The organism is Lysobacter sp. S4-A87 (assembly GCF_022637455.1).
Taxonomy (GTDB): domain Bacteria; phylum Pseudomonadota; class Gammaproteobacteria; order Xanthomonadales; family Xanthomonadaceae; genus Lysobacter_J.
The window spans coordinates 1,431,906-1,449,931 of the sequence record NZ_CP093341.1 but is presented as its reverse complement, the minus strand read 5'-3'; the positions used below and the strand labels follow the sequence as shown (position 1 = coordinate 1,449,931).

15 protein-coding genes are annotated in these 18,026 nt (G+C 67.0%); 11 read left to right on the top strand and 4 right to left on the bottom strand.

The features are described 5' to 3' along the window. Positions 1 to 29: 29 nt before the first annotated feature. Positions 30 to 815, top strand: a complete 786-nt coding sequence (locus tag MNR01_RS06575; RefSeq protein WP_241920123.1) for a dienelactone hydrolase family protein — start codon at positions 30 to 32, stop codon at positions 813 to 815. A gap of 12 nt (positions 816 to 827) precedes the next feature. Here the strand turns inward: MNR01_RS06575 and MNR01_RS06570 are convergent, their stop codons facing one another. Next, positions 828 to 1,841, bottom strand: a complete 1,014-nt coding sequence (locus MNR01_RS06570; protein ID WP_241920122.1) for a polyprenyl synthetase family protein — start codon at positions 1,839 to 1,841, stop codon at positions 828 to 830. A 240-nt stretch (positions 1,842 to 2,081) separates the two neighbouring features. On the opposite strand from MNR01_RS06570, the gene MNR01_RS06565 reads away from it, so the two are divergent. The 8 genes from MNR01_RS06565 to MNR01_RS06530 all read left to right on the top strand — a co-directional run bounded on the left by MNR01_RS06565 (position 2,082) and on the right by MNR01_RS06530 (position 9,087). After that, positions 2,082 to 2,441 (top strand): hypothetical protein, encoded by a 360-nt coding sequence (locus tag MNR01_RS06565; RefSeq protein ID WP_241920121.1) that lies wholly within the window; start codon positions 2,082 to 2,084, stop codon positions 2,439 to 2,441. A 93-nt stretch (positions 2,442 to 2,534) separates the two neighbouring features. Next, entirely contained in the window at positions 2,535 to 2,864 is a 330-nt protein-coding gene (locus tag MNR01_RS06560; RefSeq protein ID WP_241920120.1) for a DUF5076 domain-containing protein, read from the top strand. A gap of 186 nt (positions 2,865 to 3,050) precedes the next feature. Then, complete coding sequence (ssb, locus tag MNR01_RS06555) at positions 3,051 to 3,566, top strand: single-stranded DNA-binding protein (RefSeq protein ID WP_241920119.1); 516 nt, start codon at positions 3,051 to 3,053, stop codon at positions 3,564 to 3,566. Between the two features lie 51 nt (positions 3,567 to 3,617). After that, entirely contained in the window at positions 3,618 to 4,670 is a 1,053-nt protein-coding gene (rfbB, locus tag MNR01_RS06550; protein ID WP_241920118.1) for a dTDP-glucose 4,6-dehydratase, read from the top strand. 10 nt (positions 4,671 to 4,680) lie between these two features. Then, positions 4,681 to 5,565 carry a glucose-1-phosphate thymidylyltransferase RfbA gene (gene rfbA / locus MNR01_RS06545; protein ID WP_241920117.1) on the top strand — a complete coding sequence of 295 codons (885 nt, stop codon included), beginning with the start codon at positions 4,681 to 4,683 and terminating at the stop codon, positions 5,563 to 5,565. After that, positions 5,562 to 6,119, top strand: coding sequence for a dTDP-4-dehydrorhamnose 3,5-epimerase (gene rfbC, locus MNR01_RS06540; protein ID WP_241920116.1), 558 nt, complete (start codon positions 5,562 to 5,564; stop codon positions 6,117 to 6,119). Before rfbA ends, rfbC begins: the two co-directional genes overlap by 4 nt. Next, a complete protein-coding gene (gene rfbD, locus MNR01_RS06535) occupies positions 6,116 to 7,015 on the top strand; it encodes a dTDP-4-dehydrorhamnose reductase (RefSeq protein WP_241920115.1) in 900 nt (299 codons plus the stop codon). Before rfbC ends, rfbD begins: the two co-directional genes overlap by 4 nt. An 86-nt stretch (positions 7,016 to 7,101) precedes the next feature. Next, complete coding sequence (locus MNR01_RS06530) at positions 7,102 to 9,087, top strand: S9 family peptidase (RefSeq protein WP_241920114.1); 1,986 nt, start codon at positions 7,102 to 7,104, stop codon at positions 9,085 to 9,087. A 56-nt stretch (positions 9,088 to 9,143) separates the two neighbouring features. On the opposite strand, the gene MNR01_RS06525 is transcribed toward MNR01_RS06530, so the two are convergent. Then, complete coding sequence (locus tag MNR01_RS06525; protein ID WP_241920113.1) at positions 9,144 to 10,931, bottom strand: oligopeptide:H+ symporter; 1,788 nt, start codon at positions 10,929 to 10,931, stop codon at positions 9,144 to 9,146. A 140-nt stretch (positions 10,932 to 11,071) separates the two neighbouring features. Here MNR01_RS06525 and MNR01_RS06520 point away from each other — a divergent pair, with 140 nt between their 5' ends. Both MNR01_RS06520 and MNR01_RS06515 read left to right on the top strand, forming a co-directional pair. Beyond that, entirely contained in the window at positions 11,072 to 13,078 is a 2,007-nt protein-coding gene (locus tag MNR01_RS06520) for an oligopeptide transporter, OPT family (RefSeq protein ID WP_241920112.1), read from the top strand. A 141-nt stretch (positions 13,079 to 13,219) separates the two neighbouring features. Next, entirely contained in the window at positions 13,220 to 15,298 is a 2,079-nt protein-coding gene (locus tag MNR01_RS06515; RefSeq protein ID WP_241920111.1) for a S9 family peptidase, read from the top strand. A 100-nt stretch (positions 15,299 to 15,398) separates the two neighbouring features. Here the strand turns inward: MNR01_RS06515 and MNR01_RS06510 are convergent, their stop codons facing one another. Both MNR01_RS06510 and MNR01_RS06505 read right to left on the bottom strand, forming a co-directional pair. Continuing rightward, positions 15,399 to 16,511, bottom strand: coding sequence for a nitronate monooxygenase (locus MNR01_RS06510; protein ID WP_241920110.1), 1,113 nt, complete (start codon positions 16,509 to 16,511; stop codon positions 15,399 to 15,401). Positions 16,512 to 16,598: 87 nt separating this feature from the next. Then, positions 16,599 to 17,543 (bottom strand): integron integrase, encoded by a 945-nt coding sequence (locus tag MNR01_RS06505; RefSeq protein WP_256451873.1) that lies wholly within the window; start codon positions 17,541 to 17,543, stop codon positions 16,599 to 16,601. Positions 17,544 to 18,026: the final 483 nt, after the last annotated feature.

Sequence of the window (18,026 nt, the reverse complement as noted above, 5' to 3'; positions counted from 1 at the left end):
GATCCGGCCAACGCAAGGGGAGAGTCCAGATGCAACGCCTGATGCTCGCTGCCATCCTGTCGCTGTGCACGCTGCCCGCGATGGCGGCCATGGTCGAAAAGCCGGTCGACTGGACCATCGGCAAGGACACGTTCACCGGTGTGCTTGTCTACGACGGCACCAACGCGATCAAGCGCCCGGGCCTGGTGATGGTGCCCAACTGGAAAGGGATCAATCCCGCCGCGATCGAGAAGGCCAAGCAGATCGCCGGCGACGACTACGTCGTGCTGGTGGCCGATGTCTACGGCAGCAAGGTCCGGCCGACGACCGACGAAGAGGCGGGCAAGGTGGCCGTGCCGTTGCGGGAGGACCGCGCGACGCTGCGCGCGCGCGCCGAGAAGTCAGTCGCCGTGTTGAAGGAGCAGGCGGGCAAGGTGCCGCTGGATGCCACCCGGATCGGCGCGCTCGGCTTCTGCTTCGGCGGAACGACCGCGCTTGAACTGGTGCGTGGCGGCGACCAGCTCGCTGGCGTGGTCAGCCTGCACGGCGCGCTGGCGACGGCCGCACCGGCCAAGGACGATGGCGTGCGCACGCCGGTGCTGGTGCTCAACGGCGCCGACGACCGCAGCGTCACCGACGAGGACATCGCCGCCTTCGAGAAGGAGATGGACGCGGCCGGGGCCGACTGGCAGTTCGTCAACTTCAGCGGCGCGGTGCACTGCTTTGCCGAGCCCGAAGCGAACAATCCGCCGGGCTGCGCCTACAACGAGCGCGCGGCCAAGCGCGCCTACGAAATGATGTTCGACTTCTTCCGCGAGCGTTTCGCCGCGAAATGACGTCGCGCGCGGTCAGTGGTCGCGGCTGACCGCGTACCGGGCGAGCCCGCGCAGGGCAGCCGTGTAGTCGTTGTCGTCCAGGCCGTCGAGCGCGCGCTCGGCGGCCTGCGCATACTCGGCGGCGCGGCGACGGCTGTAGTCGAGTCCGCCGCTGGCGTGGATTGCCGCCAGCACCTGCGGCAATGCGTCCGTGTCGCCCTGCTCGATGGCCGCGCGCAGCACGGCACGGGTGGCGTCGTTGCTGTGGGCGATGGCGTGGATCAGCGGCAGCGTCGCCTTGCCTTCGGCCAGGTCGTCGCCGAGGTTCTTGCCGAGCGTCTGCGCATCGGAGGCGTAATCGAGCACGTCATCGGCGATCTGGAAGGCGTAGCCCAGGTTGAGGCCGTAGTCGTGCAGGGCATCGCAGGTCGCGGCGTCGGCGTCGCAGAGCAGGGCGCCCAGGCGCGTGGCTGCGGCGAACAGCACGGCGGTCTTGCGCTCAATCACGCGCAGGTAGGCCGCCTCGTCGGTGTCGGGGTTGCGCACGTGCAGCAGCTGCAGCACTTCGCCTTCGGCGATGCGGTTGGTGGTGTCGGCGAGGATCTGCATGACCGGCATGAGCTCGAGCTCGACCATCAGCTGGAAGCTGCGCGAATACAGGAAGTCGCCGACCAGCACACTGGCGGCGTTGCCCCACACGGCGTTGGCGGTGCGGCGACCGCGCCGCAGGTCCGACTCGTCGACCACGTCGTCGTGGAGGAGGGTCGCGGTGTGGATGAACTCGACCACGGCCGCCAGCTGGTGGGCATCGGCACCGATGCCCTGGCCGTTGCGGCCGCCCAGCGCACCGGTGGCGAGCAGCAGCAGCATCGGACGCAGGCGCTTGCCGCCGGCACCGACGATGTACTCGGCGACCTGGTTGATCAGGACCACGTCCGAGGCGAGCCGGCGCCGGATCAGCGCGTCGACGGCCGCCATGTCCTCGCGGGCCAGGGCCTGGATGGCGACCAGGTCGGGGACGGCCAGGAGCGTGGGGCTGGGGTGCATGGGGGGACCGTATCGGTTGGGGCTGGGATTATAAGCGGCAGCTCAGAAAGTCCGTGGTCGCGGGTGCGCCTTTGCCGTCGTGCCGGGTTGGGGCGGGCACGTCCACTGCGATGCCTCCGCCCGCCCCCGCGGATATTCAGACGATTCTGATGTCCGGCCGCAAACCGCGTGGCCAAGCTGGCCCCTCCTGGAGCGCGCGGTTGCGGTCGCTCCGCTGGCCGGATCCGGCGAGGTCTCGAGATGCAAGAACTCCATTGCGACACGCGTGCCGGCCTGCATGCGCGCGGCGCGCGGCTGCAGGGTACAGCTCCCCCGGTCGTGTTGCCGACGTGGCCCGGCCGGCGGTTTGTCGATCTGGTTGCCGACAGCCTGCGCGAAGTTGCCATTCGCGACGGCGACGCCGGCGATGCCCTGTTCCAGCTGATGGCGCACGCGATCGTCCAGTACCTGGCTGCGGACGTGCAGGGCAGCAATACACGCCACCTGGCGGACGATGCCATGGACGGCGTGCTCAGCCTGATTTCCCGGGACCTCCAGCACCAGGTGGTCCGCTCGAGGGGTGGCCAGGGCGGGGCACTTCAATCGGGCCGTGGACCGTAACGGGTGCTGCGGATGACTCCGAAGGACGGTGCCGGCAGGGTGCCGGCCGCCCGGACCCCGAGGACGGCGATCTTTTCGACGCGTGAGGCAGTCATGGAAGAGGGCAGGAAGATCACCGCAGCGGGCAAGGTGCTGGGCGCCGAAGCGCTGGCCACGCCGCCGGGTGTCGAGGCAGATCCCGCCGCGTTCGAAATCCTCCGGTTATGGGTGGCAAACGGCCGCCTCTCGATGAACCTGCGTCCCGACGTCGAAGGCGAAGCAGAGGATTTCGGCGTCCTGCTGGCCGACCTTTTCAGCCATGCCTGCTGGAAGTACTCCAGGCGCAGCGGCCGGTCGCTGATGGAATGCCGCGAAGGCATGCTGCTGGGATTCCTCCAGCACACCCATGCCCGGATCCGCTGCGGCGGCGTTTCGGAGCACTGAGGGCGGCCCGGCGTTGAGTCCCTGCGGGCGCAGCGGCAGTCCCTGGCCCTGACAGCCGCTCCGGGCGTCCGGGGCGGTCTGGGCGGACTGCTATGATGGTCTTCGATCCGGCAGCGCCCGACCCCCCGGGGGTGGCGGCAGCCGGCGCAAACTATTGAATAACCATACGAGGGGGCACGCATACCCATGGCACGTGGCATAAACAAGGTGATCCTGGTCGGCAATCTCGGTGACGATCCGGAAACCAAGTACACCCAGGGCGGCATGGCCGTGACCAAGGCCCGCCTGGCCACCACCAGCGTGCGCAAGGACCGTGAGGGCAACACCCAGGAACGCACCGAGTGGCACCGGGTGACCTTCTTCGGCAAGCTCGGCGAGATCGCCGGCGAGTACCTGCGCAAGGGTAGCCAGGTCTACGTCGAAGGCTCGATCCGTTACGACAAGTACACCGGCCAGGACGGCGTCGAGCGCTATTCCACCGACATCATCGCCGACGAGATGCAGATGCTCGGCGGCCGCGGTGAGGGCGGTGGCGGCGGCGGTGGTGCCGGTCGTGGCGAGTTCCGCGGTGGTGGCGATCGCAGCGAACGTCCGGCACGCGCGCCGGCAGCACGCCAGGAATCCGCACCGCGTCGCGAGGCCCCGGCGGCCAAGAGCAATGACTTCGCCGATGATTTCGCCGACGACGATATTCCGTTCTGAGTCGGATGGCTGCGTACGAACATTCTTGAAATTGACATGGAGTTCCAGTAAGTGCCCACCTGGCTTGTTACCGGCGGCGCCGGTTTTATTGGCGGAAACTTTGTTCTTGAGGCAGTGAGGCAGGGCATCCGGGTCGTCAACCTGGATGTCCTTACCTACGCCGGCAACCTGGATACGCTGAAGTCCATCCAGGACGATCCGAACCACGTCTTCGTGCAGGGCGACATCGGCGACGCTGGGCTGGTCGAGAACCTGCTGCGCCAGCATCGCCCCGACGCGGTCATCAACTTTGCCGCCGAAAGCCACGTCGACCGGTCGATCGATGGCCCGGCCGCATTCGTGCAGACGAATGTCGTGGGCACGCTGAGCCTGCTCGAGAAGACGCGCGACTACTGGAAGTCCCTCGACGACGCCGCTCGTGCATCGTTCCGTTTCCTGCACGTCTCCACCGACGAGGTCTACGGAACGCTCGGCGAGACCGGCAAGTTCACCGAGGAGACGCCGTTCGCACCGAACTCGCCGTACTCGGCGTCGAAGGCCGCGTCGGACCACCTGGTGCGCGCCTTCCATCACACCTACGGCCTGCCGGTCCTGACGACCAACTGCTCGAACAACTACGGCCCGTACCAGTTTCCCGAAAAGCTCATTCCGCTGGTGATTGCCAAGGCACTCGCCGGCGAGGCACTGCCGGTCTATGGCGACGGCCGCAATGTTCGCGACTGGCTGTTTGTTGCCGATCACTGCGCGGCGATCCGCCGCGTGCTGGAAGCCGGCCGTGTCGGCGAGACCTACAACGTCGGCGGCGATGCCGAGCGCGAGAACATTGTCGTGGTCAAGACCATCTGCAAGCTGCTCGATGAGCGCCTGCCGCTGGCCGATGGTCGTGCCCGCGAAACGCTGATCAAGTTCGTGGCCGATCGCCCGGGACACGATCGCCGTTACGCGATCGACGCGTCGAAGCTGAAGACCGAACTGAGCTGGGCACCCACCGTAACCTTCGAACAGGGCATGGCGCAGACCGTGGAGTGGTACCTGCAGAACCAGCCGTGGGTCAGCCGCGTGCTGGACGGGAGCTACCGCCTCGAACGCATCGGACAGGCCTGAGGGCGCGCACATGAACCGCAAGGGCATCATCCTCGCCGGAGGTTCCGGAACCCGGCTGTATCCGATCACGCAGGGCATCAGCAAGCAGCTGTTGCCGGTGTACGACAAGCCGATGATTTATTACCCGCTCAGCGTGCTGATGCTGGCGGGCATCCGTGATGTGTTGATCATCAACACGCCGCACGAGCAGGCCCTGTTCCGTACCCTGCTGGGTGACGGTTCGCAGTGGGGCATGAACATCGAGTACGCCGTGCAGCCGAGCCCGGATGGCCTGGCGCAGGCCTACCTGATCGGGCGCGATTTCGTCGCCGGCCAGCCGAGCTGCCTGGTCCTTGGTGACAATATCTTCCACGGCCCGGGCCTGACGGCCATGCTCAAGCGCGCCGACTCGCGCGACGAGGGCGCTACGGTGTTCGGTTACTGGGTCCGCGATCCCGAGCGTTATGGCGTTGCCGAATTCGACCAGGCCGGCAAGGTGATCGGTCTGGAGGAGAAGCCCGCCAAGCCGCGTTCCAACTATGCAGTGACCGGTCTGTATTTCTACGACGGCCGCGCCAGCGATTTCGCTTCCGAGCTCAAGCCGTCGCCTCGCGGCGAACTGGAGATCACCGATCTCAACCGCCGCTACCTCGAGGAGGGCTCGCTGCATCTGGAGCAGCTCGGACGCGGTTACGCCTGGCTCGACACCGGCACGCACCAATCGCTGCTCGAGGCCTCCAACTACATCGAGACGATCGAAGCGCGGCAGGGCCTGCGCGTGTGCTGCCCGGAGGAGATCGCCTGGAACAATGGCTGGATCGACGCCGAGCGACTCAACGAACTGGCGCGGCCGCTGGCCAAGAACGGCTACGGCCAGTACCTGCTTAGCCTGGCCGATCGGGGCTATGTGCCGTGAAAGTGATCGAAACCGATCTGCCAGGCTGCGTGGTTTTCGAGCCACGTGTGTTTGGCGACGACCGCGGCTTCTTCTTCGAATCGTTCAACCACGACAGGCTCGCCGAACATGGCCTGCAGCCGCACTTCGTCCAGGGCAACGTGTCGTCGTCCAGTCGCGGCGTGCTGCGCGGCCTGCACTACCAGTGGCCCAATCCGCAGGGCAAGTACGTCTCGGTGGTTGAAGGCGAAGTGTGGGACGTCGCGGTGGATATCCGTCGCGGCTCCCCGCATTTCGGACGTTGGACGGCCGTGCTGCTGAGCGCGGAGAACAAGCGCCATTTCTGGATTCCCGAAGGCTTCGCCCACGGCTTCGTGACCCTGAGCGAGCGTGCAGTCTTCACCTATCTGTGCACGGCCACCTACGACGCCCAGGCCGACGCCGGGATTCGTTGGAATGACGCCCGCCTTGGCATCGACTGGCCGGTGACCGACGTGTCGCTGTCGGACAAGGACGCGCGCGCTCCGTTTCTCGACGAAATTGCCCAGGAACGCCTGCCGGTCTACGTGCCATGAAGGTGCTGGTGCCTGGCGCGAATGGTCAGGTCGGGCACGCGTTGCTGCGCAGCCTGGCCACGCTGGGCGAGGTCGTCGCAACCACGCGCAGTGGCCAGCTGGCGGACGGTGCTGCCTGCGAGCAGTTCGACCTGGCCGACCTCGACGCGATCGCGCCGTTGCTGGATCGCGTTCGGCCGGATGTTGTCGTCAATGCCGCGGCCTACACTGCCGTCGACCGGGCCGAGGACGATGCCGAAGCGGCTTTCCGTGCCAACGCCGCAGGTCCGGGGCGGCTCGCCGTGGAATGTGCCGCGCGTGACATCGCCCTGGTGCACTACTCGACCGACTACGTCTTCGACGGGCAGGGCAGCCGCCCCTACCGCGAGGACGACGCCACCGCTCCCATTGGTGTCTATGGCCAGAGCAAGCTGGCCGGCGAGGAGGCGATCGCCGCAAGCGGCGTGCGTCATCTGATCCTTCGTACGGCCTGGGTGTACGGCCTGTACGGCGCCAACTTCCTGCGCACGATGCTGCGTGTCGGCGCCGAGCGCGATGAGTTGCGCGTGGTCGCCGACCAGCGCGGCACGCCGACGCCGGCCTGGCTGATCGCGGACGTGACCGCGGAACTCCTGCGCAACGGCTTCGACAGGTCCGGCGTGATGCACCTGGTGGCCGGCGGTGAAACCAGCTGGCACGGGTTCGCCGAGGCGATCTTCGCCGGGGCGGTCCCCGCCGGTCTCATCGAACGTGCGCCACGTGTGACCGCCATCGCAACTTCCGATTACCCCACGCGCGCCCGGCGGCCCGCCTATTCGGTGCTCGACACCCGTCGCCTGCAGTCGGAGCACGGCATTGCCCTGCCGGACTGGCGGGACGCCCTCGGCACCACCCTGGCCGGCGCACGTCTGAGCTGAATTCGCATGGCAGCCCCGGTCGGGCCTGAGGTAGGCTTGCGGCGAACGCCGGGGAGGGGCCCGGTGCGGATCACCAAGGGGAAGTAATGAACAAGATCAAGTGCGTCGCTGCCGTCATGGCGGCGCTGATGCTGACGCCTGCCCTCGCACAGGCGGTGGACGTTCGTGCGTTCGTCAAGAAGGAAGCCTTCCGCGACATCAAGCTGTCGCCCAACGGCGACTACTACGCGGCGACGGTGGTGCTGGAAGACCGCACTGCCCTGGCGATCATGCGCCGCTCCGACAACGCGCTGACGGCAAACTTCAGGCTCGGCAACAACACGCATGTCGACAACTTCTGGTGGGTCAACCCGGAACGCGTCGTCATCAGCATGGCCGAGAAGATCGGCGCACTGGACCAGCCGCAGGCGACGGGCGAGCTGTACGCCATCAATGCCGATGGCGGAAAGCCGGAGTTCCTGGTGGGCCAACGCATGCTCGGTGGCGGTCCGGGCACCAAGATCCAGCCCAAGAAGGTCGAGAAGGTGGCCGCGGATCTGGTTGACGAGCTTGCGGGCAACGACAAATCCGTCGTCGTCTCGATCTCGCCGTTTTCCGCCGATCCATTTACGCGAGCCGACATGCTCGATGTCTATACCGGACGACGCACCCAACTTGCGCGCGCTCCGGTGCGCAATGCCAGCTTTGTCACCGACAACCAGGGCGTCGTCCGCTTCGCACTGGGAAGCGGCACCGACAATGCCAACAAGCTGTACTACCGCGAAGGCGATGGTGCGCAATGGCAGCTGATCAACGACGAGGCCGAAAGCCACCTCGTCGAAGAGGCGCTCGGCTTCTCGGCCGACGACAAGGTGGCTTACCTGAAGGTCGAGCACGGCCAGGGCCCCGATTCGATCGAGGCGTACGACATCGCCAGCAAGCAGCGCAAGCAGGTGCTGCGCGACGACGACACGGACCCAAGTGAAATCATCTACCGCAACGGCACCAGGACTCCGATCGGCGCGATCGTGATGGACGGCAAGCCGCGGGCGGAGTTCTTCGACCCGGCCGCGCCGGAGGCGAGGCTGTACCGCAGCCTGGAAGCGGCCTTTGGCGAACCCGTGCGGATCGCCTCGCAGACCACCGACGGCCACCTGGCGCTGGTGCAGGTGCAGAGCGATCGCAATCCGGGCGATTTCTACATCTTCGACACGGTTGCCAAGAAGGCCAGCCACCTGGTCAGCCGGCGCGACTGGTTCGCCCCCGAAGACATGGCGGCGATGAAGCCGATCCAGCTCACGGCGCGCGACGGCCTGCCGCTGCATGGCTACCTGACCGTGCCCAATGGCTCGACCGGCAAGGGGCTGCCGATGGTGGTGATGCCGCATGGCGGCCCGTTCCAGGTCCGCGACGTGTGGGGTTTCAGTACGGATGTGCAGATCCTGGCCAATGCCGGCTATGCCGTGCTGCAGGTGAATTTCCGCGGTTCGCCCGGCTACGGTCGCTCGTTCAGCCTGGCTGGTGCGAAGCAGTATGGCGGCACGATGCAGGACGACCTGACCGATGCGACCCACTGGGCCATCAAGGAGGGCATTGCCGACGGGCAGAAGATCTGTCTCTACGGCGCCAGCTACGGCGCCTACGCCTCGTTGATGGGCGCGGCCAAGGAACCTGCGCTGTACCGTTGTGCGGCCGGCTACGTGGGTATCTACGACCTGCCGACGTTGCACACCGACGGCGATGTCCAGGAGCGCGGTTCCGGTGAGACCTTCTTGAAGGAATGGGTGGGCAGCCGCGAAGATGTCGCTGCCGTGTCACCCAACCGCATGGCCGATCGCATCAAGGTGCCGGTGTTCCTGGCGGCCGGTGGCGAGGACGAGCGTGCGCCGATCGAGCACAGCAGGATGATGGAGCAGGCGCTGCGCAAGGCCGGCGTGCCGGTCGAGACGCTCTACTACGACACCGAAGGCCACGGCTTCTACCTCGAAGAGCACGAGCGCGAGTTCTATACCCGCCTGCTGGCGTTCCTGTCGCGCAGCCTCGGCGGCGCGGTGGCGACGACCGGCACGAGTGCGCCAAAGTCGGCGAAGTAGACCGTTGATTGAAAGGGGCTGCATTGCAGCCCCTTTTTTTGCCTGCAGGGCAGCCGCTACTTCACTCCATGCATCATCCGTCGCAGCACCGGCGACGCGATCAGCGCCACCACGGCCCAGCCGATACCGATCCACATCATCAGCCAGAACAGGCTGGCGTACTTGCTGCCGGCGACGGCGAAGTCGAGCGTGGTGCCTTCGGGGATATCAATCGCGGCGAGCTTGCCGAACAGCGCGGCCAGGGTTTCGGAGAACGCGGTGGCCAGGAACCAGGTGCCCATCATCAGGCTGACCACGCTCTTGACCGACAACTGCGTCACCGCCGCCAGGCCGACCGGCGCCAGGCACATCTCGCCGATCTCCAGCACCAGGTAGGCCAGCACCAGCCACCACACGCTGGCCACTTCGCCGGTGACGCCGGCATGCTGCGCGGCCAATGCCAGCGGGATGAAGCTCAGTCCGGCGAACAACAGGCCGAAGGCCGACTTCACCGGCTTGGACGGGTCCATGCCGCGGCGGTCGAGCACGTCCCACAGGCGGCCGAACAGCGGCGCCAGCAGCACCAGGAACAGCGCCCCCAGGTAGGTCAGCGAGCCGGCGGTCTGCGGCAGCACCAGGCAGTCGCGCAGCAGGAACACCAGCATCACCAGCACCGCGCCGGCGAACAGCAGCTTGGGCATGCGCGACTCGGGATGGCGGTCCGACAGCGCCGCCGAAACCATGAACGCCAGCGGCGCCAGCAGCAGCGAGATCGTCGACCACGGCCACGGCGTGCCTTCACGGATCACCAGCGATGGCGCCACGTCCTTGGTCAGCATGCGATCGGTGAAGGTGACCCACGAGCCGTACGTCTGCTCGTACAGGGTGAAGAACACCAGGCACATGAAGATCATCGCCAGCAGCGAGATCATCTGCTGGCGTTGCACCGGCGTGCAGCGGGCGGTGACGAACCAGGCGAACCAGGCCAGCACAGCCAGCATCACCAGCAGCATCAGCAGCAGCGCCAGCGAGATCTCGCCGCCGAGGGCGAAGCGGCCGTTGGCCACGGCCCACATGAGCGCGGCGATCGGCACCAGGCCGAGCATCGTCCCCAGATAGATTGCCCACTCGCGCGGCACGCCCAACACGCGCTCGCGCAGGCGTGCCGGATCCGGCGGTTCGGCATGCCCGTGCAGGTACTTCTGGCCCCAAAGGAATTGCCCCAGGCCCAGCAGCATGCCGATGCCGGCCGCGCCGAAGCCCCAGCTCCAGCCGAGCGTCTGGCCGAGGTAGCCGCACACCAGCGAGGCGAACAGCGCGCCCAGGTTGATGCCTGCGTAGAACAGCGAGAAGCCCGAGTCGCGGCGCGGGTCGTTGTCGGGATACAGGCGCCCGACGATCGTGGAGATGTTGGGCTTGAGGAAGCCCACGCCGAGGATGATCAGCGACAGCGACAGGTAGAACACCCGCAGCGAGGCTTCATCGCGCACCACCACGCCATGGGTGATCTGCGCGGCATGGCCTTCCACCGCCATGCCCAGGTGGCCGGCGACCAGCAGCAGGCCGCCGAACACCACCGCCTTGCGCATGCCCAGGTAGCGGTCGGCCAGCAACCCGCCCACCACCGGCAGACAGTAGACCAGGCCGCCGTAGGCACCGAGCACGTCCAGGCCGGAGCGGTCGCCGAACTTGTGGTGCTGCAGCAGGTACAGCAGCAGCAGCGCCTTCATGCCGTAGAAGGAGAACCGCTCCCACATCTCGGTGAAGAAACAGACGTAGACGCCCTTGGGGTGGCCGAAGAGCTCATCGCGGGCGTCGCGGATGACGACGTCGCCGGGGACGGCCGGGGCTGCGATGGTGGACATGGGCGATCCGTGACTGACGTCGCCGAATTCTAGGGCCTGGAACGGCCCTGCGCGCACCCTCCGGCGCGGGCAGGGGGCGATGTACGTCGCAGTAGCCGGTCTGCAATACTCGCCCGAACTTGAGCCAGGGGCCCGATCCAGTGACCAGCACCAGCCTGTCCGACACCGCACCGCGCACCGAACTGACCGTGCGCAGCCTCATCCTCGGCGTCGTCATCACGCTGCTGTTCACCGCGGCCAACGTGTTCTTCGGCCTCAAGGCCGGTCTGACCTTCGCCACCTCGATTCCGGCGGCGGTGATCTCGATGGCCCTGCTGCGCAACTTCAAGGACTCCACGATCCAGGAAAACAACATCGTGCAGACCGTCGCCTCGTCGGCGGGCACGCTGTCGTCGATCATCTTCGTCCTGCCGGGCCTGGTGATGATCGGCTGGTGGACCGGCTTCCCCTACTGGGAGTCGTTCGCGATCTGCGCCCTGGGCGGCATCCTCGGCGTGATGTATTCGATACCGCTGCGGCGCGCGCTGGTGACCAATTCCGACCTGCCGTATCCGGAAGGCGTGGCCTGCGCCGAGGTGCTGAAGGTGGGCAGCGGCGGCGACACGTCCACTGCCTCCGGCGTTGAGGAAAGCCGCTACGGCCTGCTGGCGGTGGTGTGGGGTTCGGTCGTGGCCGCGGCGTTCTCGCTGATCGTCGCCACCCGGATCTTTGGTTCGAACGTTGGCGCGTACTTCCGCCTCGGCGGTGACCGCGGTGGCGTGACCGGATTCGATTTCACCCTGTCGATGGCGCTGCTCGCGGTCGGCCACCTGGTCGGCCTGTGGGTCGGCGTGGCGATGGGCGTGGGCGCGCTGATCGCCTGGGGCTGGGCGGTACCGCACTACTCGGCACTGGCCGCCACGGCAGGCCCCGCGGCCGATCTCGGCCAGCAGACCTGGGCGACTTACGTACGCTTCATCGGTGCCGGCACGATTGGTGTTGCCGCGATCTGGACGCTGGCCAAGCTGGTCAAGCCGGTCGCCAGCGGCCTGGCCTCGGCGATGGCCGCCTCGCGCGTGCGCAAGGCCGGCCAGGCCGGTTCGCTGCCGCGCCAGGAACAGGACATCCCGATCGGCGTGGTTGGCATGATTTCCGTGGCCTGCTTCATCCCGATCGCCTTCCTGCTGGGGCACTTCGCCCTCGGCAGCGGCCTGGGCGAGCACATGTGGAAGCTGGTGATCGGCGGGCTGCTCTATGTCGTGGTGATGAGCTTCCTGGTGTCGGCGGTGTGCGGCTACATGGCCGGCCTGATCGGCTCGTCCAACAGCCCGCTGTCGGGCATCGGCATCCTGGTGGTGATCGGCGCGGCGCTGCTGCTGGTCTTCGGTATCAAGCCGCTGCTGGCACCGGGCAACGAGAAGGGGCTGGTCGCATTCGCACTGTTCGTCACCGCGGTGGTGTTTGCGGTGGCGACGATTGCCAACAACAACCTGCAGGACCTCAAGACCGGCCAATTGGTGGACGCGACGCCGTCCAAGCAGCAGTGGGCGCTGGTGGTCGGCGTGCTTGCCGGCGCGGCGATCATTCCGCCGATCCTCGACCTGCTCAACCAGGCTTACGGCTTCACCGGTGCGCCGGGTGCCGTTCCCGGCCGCGCGCTGGCCGCGCCGCAGGCCGGCCTGATTTCGGCGCTGGCGCAGGGCGTGATCCTGGGCAACATCGACTGGAGCCTGATCCGCATCGGCGCCTACATCGGCGCCGGCCTGATCGTCGTCGACATGGTGCTGCGCCGCACGACCAAGTCGGCGCACCTGTCGCCGCTGGCCGTTGGCCTGGGCATCTACCTGCCGACCTCGGCCACGCTGATGGTGGTGGTGGGCGCGATCATCGGCTGGCTCTACGACCGCCGTGCCGAGCGCAGCGCCAAGCCGGAATCGACCAAGCAGATGGGCGTGCTGCTGGCCTCGGGCATGATCGTCGGCGAAGGCCTGATCGGCGTGGCGATCGCAGCGATCGTGGCGTTCTCCGGCGAGGACTTCCCGCTCGGCCTGGTCGGCGACGGCTTTGCCGGCCCGGCGGTGTGGATCGGCGGCGCGGCATTCGTCGCGGTCGTGTTCGTGCTGTACCGCTGGGCCGAGCGGGTCAGCGCCAAGGCTGCGGCTGCCTGACGGAGCGGCTGAACGGGGAGGGCCGGCCCAAGCCGGCAAACCCGGCAATGACGGCGGGCGCTTTGACCTTTGCGGCCGCCGTCACGGACGCCTAACATCGACGGTCTTTGTATCCGGGGCTTTGTACCCGCTGGAGCCGTCATGACGTTTCGCCGCGCCCTTTTGCCGCTGATGCTGGCGGCCGCGCTGTCCCCCCTTTCCGTCTCGGCCGCCCCGGCCGCCCCGCGTGGCTTCGAGGTCCGTGACATGGCCACCCTCGACCGCGTGTCGTCGCCGACGCTGTCGCCCGACGGTCGCCGCGTCGTGTTCGCCAAGCGCGTGGTCGATTTCGCCGCCAACAAGGGCGCATCGTCGCTGTGGATCGAGGATCTGTTCGCGCGCGATGCCGCGCCGCCGGTGCGACTGACGCCGGAGGGCTGGAACGTCAATTCGCCGAGCTTCTCGGCGGACGGCAAGACCGTCTACTTCCTCAGCGCCAAGTCGGGCAGCTCGCAGCTGTACTCGATCGCGGCCAGCGGCGGCACGCCGAAGCAGCTGACCGCGTTCAACACCGACGTCGGCGGCTACAAGCTCTCGCCCGACGGCAAGCGCATCGCCTTCAACGCCGAAGTGTTCGCCGACTGCAAGGGCGATTTCGCCTGCTCGCAGAAGCGCCTGGACGACAAGGGCAAGCAGAAGAACAGCGGCATGCTGTTCGACCGCATCTTCATCCGTCACTGGGATGCGTGGAACGACGGCCGCCTCAATCGCCTGTTCGTGACCGCGCTGGCCGACAAGCCGGCGACGACGGCGACGCTGGTCAGCGGCGAGGTGATCGGCGACGTGCCCTCGCGTCCGTTCGGTGACAGCGGCGAGTACACCTGGGCGCCCGACGGCCAGAGCCTGGTGTTCAGCGCACGCATCGCCGACGCCAAGGAACCGACCTCGACCAACTTCGACCTCTACCAGGTCAGTGCCGACGGCACCGGCGCGGCGAAGAACCTGACCGCTGCCAATCCCGCCTGGGACACCGGCGCCACCTTCAGCGCCGACGGCAAGACCCTGTACTACCGCGCGATGAAGCGTCCGGGCTTCGAGGCAGACCGCTTCGCTCTGATCTCGCTCGACCTGGCCAGCGGCCAGCGTCGCGAGATCGCACCGCAGTGGGATCGCTCGGCGGACGGCATCACCCTGTCGGCGGACGGCAAGAGCATCTACACCACCGCGACCGACCTGGGCGAGCACCCGCTCTTCGCCGTCGACATCGCCAGCGGCAAGGCCAGCAAGCTGGTCGGCGGGGGCAGCGTGTCGGCCATCGACCTGGCCGGCCCGACCCTGGCGCTGACGCGCAACTCGCTCAAGAGCGGCGACGTGCTCTACACCACCAGCAGCGATGCAACTGCGCCGCTGCGCGCGATCACCGCGACCACCGGCGAAACGCTCAAGGACGTTGCATTCGGCGACTTCGAGCAGTTCAACTTCAAGGGCTGGAACGGCGACACCGTGCACGGCTACGTGGTCAAGCCGTGGAACTACGTCGAGGGCAAGAAGTACCCGGTGGCGTTCCTGATCCACGGCGGCCCCCAGGGCAGCTTCGGCAACGGCTGGAGCTACCGCTGGAACCCGCAGACGTACGCGGGCCAGGGCTACGCGGTGGTCATGATCGACTTCCACGGTTCCACCGGCTACGGCCAGGCCTTCACCGACGCGATCAGCCAGCACTGGGGCGACCGTCCGCTGGAAGACCTGCAGAAGGGCTGGGCCGCGGCGCAGCAGAAGTACGGCTTCCTCAACGGCGACAAGGCCTGCGCGCTGGGCGCCAGCTACGGCGGCTTCATGGTCAACTGGATCGCCGGCAACTGGAACCAGCCGTGGAAGTGCCTGGTCAACCACGACGGCGTGTTCGACCAGCGCATGATGGGCTTCGCCACCGAAGAGCTGTGGTTCACCGAGTGGGAGCAGGGCGGCACCGCGATCGACAAGGCCGCCAACTACGAGAAGTTCAACCCGGTCAACCACGTCAAGGACTGGCGCGTGCCGATGCTGGTCGTGCACGGCCAGCTCGACTTCCGCATCCCGGTGGAGCAGGGCATCGGTGCCTTCACCACGCTGCAGCTCAAGGGCATCGAGTCGAAGTTCCTGTACTTCCCGGACGAGAACCACTGGGTGCTCAAGCCGCAGAACTCCGTGCAGTGGCATGACACGGTCAATGCCTGGCTGAAGCAGCACATCGGCGAGTAATTGCCTAGAACGCTCCTCTCCCGCGTGCGTGAGAGGAGTTGGGGTGAGGGCGTAGCCCGGGTAAGGCCAACGGCCGCACCCGGGTCAACGCCTGCAAGCGTCAACGCAACAACGCCCCCGTCTGAGCGACCAGCGCATCGAACAGCTCGCGCGCGCGTCGATGCTTCAACAGCGGCGCGCCCTGTCCCGCCCAAAGCGAAATCATGTCGCCGCGACCCTGCGCCGCCGCCGTCGCCTTGAACGTCCCGGTGAACCAGTTCTGGATCGGGTAGGGCAACGGTGAACTTCCTTCCCACTCTTCGACGAAGCGATTGCGGATGCCGCGCGCGAGGCGCCCGCTGAATGCGCGCGTGAGCGCCGTGTACTTCGCGTCATCGCTGAACAGCATCTCGCGGTGCAGCGCGTTCGTGCCGGACTCCTCGCACGCCAGGAACGCCGTGCCGATCTGCACGCCCTGCGCACCGAGCGTCAGCGCCGCAGCAACGCCACGCCCGTCGGCGATGCCGCCCGCCGCAATCACCGGCGTCGACACGCGATCGACCACCTGCGGAATCAGCGCGAGCGTGCCCGTCAACGACTCCTCGGCCGGGCGCAGGAACGACACGCGGTGTCCACCGGCTTCGAAGCCGGTGGCGACGATGACATCCACGCCGGCCTGATCCATCGCGATCGCTTCGTCGATCGTGGTAACGGTGCCCATGGTGGCGATCTCGCGACGTCGGCATTCCGAGAGGATGGCAGCGGACGGAATCCCGAACACGAAACTCATCACCGGCGGCCGTGCATCGAGCATGGCCTGCACCTGGTCATCGAAGCGCTGTCCATAGCGCTCGGGCATCGGCGGCGGGGTCATGCCGAGCGCATCGTAATAGGGGCGGAAGCGTTCGATGGCGGCTGCGAACTGCTCCGCCGTGAGCCGGTCGCCGCCGGGATCCTGGTTCGACACCCACAGGTTCAGTGCAAAGGGTCGTTGCGTGCGGGCGCGGATCTGCCGGGTGAGTTCATCGAGCTTTTCCGGCGCGAGGTGATGCGCACCGAACGAGCCCAGACCGCCCGCCTCGGAAACCGCCACCAGCAGATCGATCGAAGACAGCCCGCCGCCGAACGGCCCCTGCACGATCGGATACTGCAGACCCAGGCGCCGGGCGAAAGCGTTGTCATGCCACATGGCATCACTCCATTGCGGTAAAGGACGCCTGGGCCGGAGGGCCATGGCGTGGCGCTACTGTAGGCGCCGTCGCGCAGCGAGTGGATGAAGGCGAGCGCGTTGGATCCGGCAGGCGCGCAGGCCGCGCAGGTTTCAGCGATCCAACGGGCTCAGCACGCCGCGGCCGCCGCGGTTCAGCACATGGGTATAGATCTGGGTGGTGCGTACATCGGAGTGCCCCAGCAGTTCCTGGATGGTGCGCAAGTCGTACCCGGCCTCCAGCAGGTGCGTCGCGAAGGAGTGGCGCAGTGCGTGGCAAGTGGCTGGCTTGACCGTGCCGGCCCGAAGTGACGCCGCCCGGACCGCGCGCTGCAGGCCCTTCTCGTCGCGGTGATGCCGGCGCAACACACCCGAGCGGGGATCCACGCTGCGTGTCTTCGCCGGAAAGATGTACTGCCAACCGAACTCCCGTGCAGCGTTGGGGAACTTGCGCGCCAGTGCGTCGGGCATCCAGACCTGGCCGAAACCTGCCGCCAGGTCGCGCTGGTGCAGGGTGCGCGCTTCGTCGATCTGCACGCGCAGGCGAGCCCCCAATGCCTGGGGCAGCATGGTGCGCCGGTCCTTTCCGCCCTTGCCCTGGCGCACCAGCAGTTCGTGCCGCTCAAGGTCGACGTCCTTGACCCGTAGTCGGATGCACTCCATGAGCCTGAGCCCGCTGCCGTAGAGCAGCGATGCCATCAAACCGTGCACGCCCGACATTTCGCCGAGCAAGGCCGCCACTTCGGAGCGAGACAGCACCACCGGGAGCCGTTGCGGCTTCTTCGCGCGACGGACCTCATCCATCCAGGGGAGCGACTGCCCCAGCACTTCGCGATAGAGGAAGAGCAGCGCCGCCAAAGCCTGGTTCTGGGTCGAGGGCGCCACGTTGTCGCGCACCGCCAGCAGGGTGAGGAACTGCTCGACCTCCCTGGCACCCATCTGGTCCGGATGGCGCTTGCCATGGGCGAGGATGTACCGCCGCACCCAGCCAACGTAGGCCTCCTCGGTGCGCTTGGCCATGCCCAGGCGGCGAGCGCGCTCGCGAACCCGATCTAGCAATCGCGGCGGTCCGGCAGGCGCGCCGACGCCCAACGTGGCTTCGCTTGTCCCGTTCGCAGGCCGGTGATAGCGTCGCATCGGGGCATCCTGAACAGAACTGGCGGAACGACAGGTTAGGCACCGGGGTTACACGCCTACATTGGCGACAAGCGGTTGTTTGGGTGGGGAATTCCTGAAGTTCAACCATTAACCACGACAGATACGCACCGGGATTACGCCCCAATCTGTCCTCGATTAGATAGTTAGGTGCAGAAATGGGTCTGCTAGTTCTCCTCCTACCGTTCCTAGCGTTGGCTGTAGTGAGGTTGGCTGGCCGTCTCCTTCCCACGACCAGGAGTCGCCGCCTCTGGCACGGTGCGGTTGCCGCTTGGGTCGTTGTATCCACGGTCGCCTTCTGCTTAATTGCAGATCGCTATCTGAAGCATGATCCGGCAGTGGCGCTTAACGCGTGGCACAAAGATGGCGGATTCAAGGCTCTCGCTT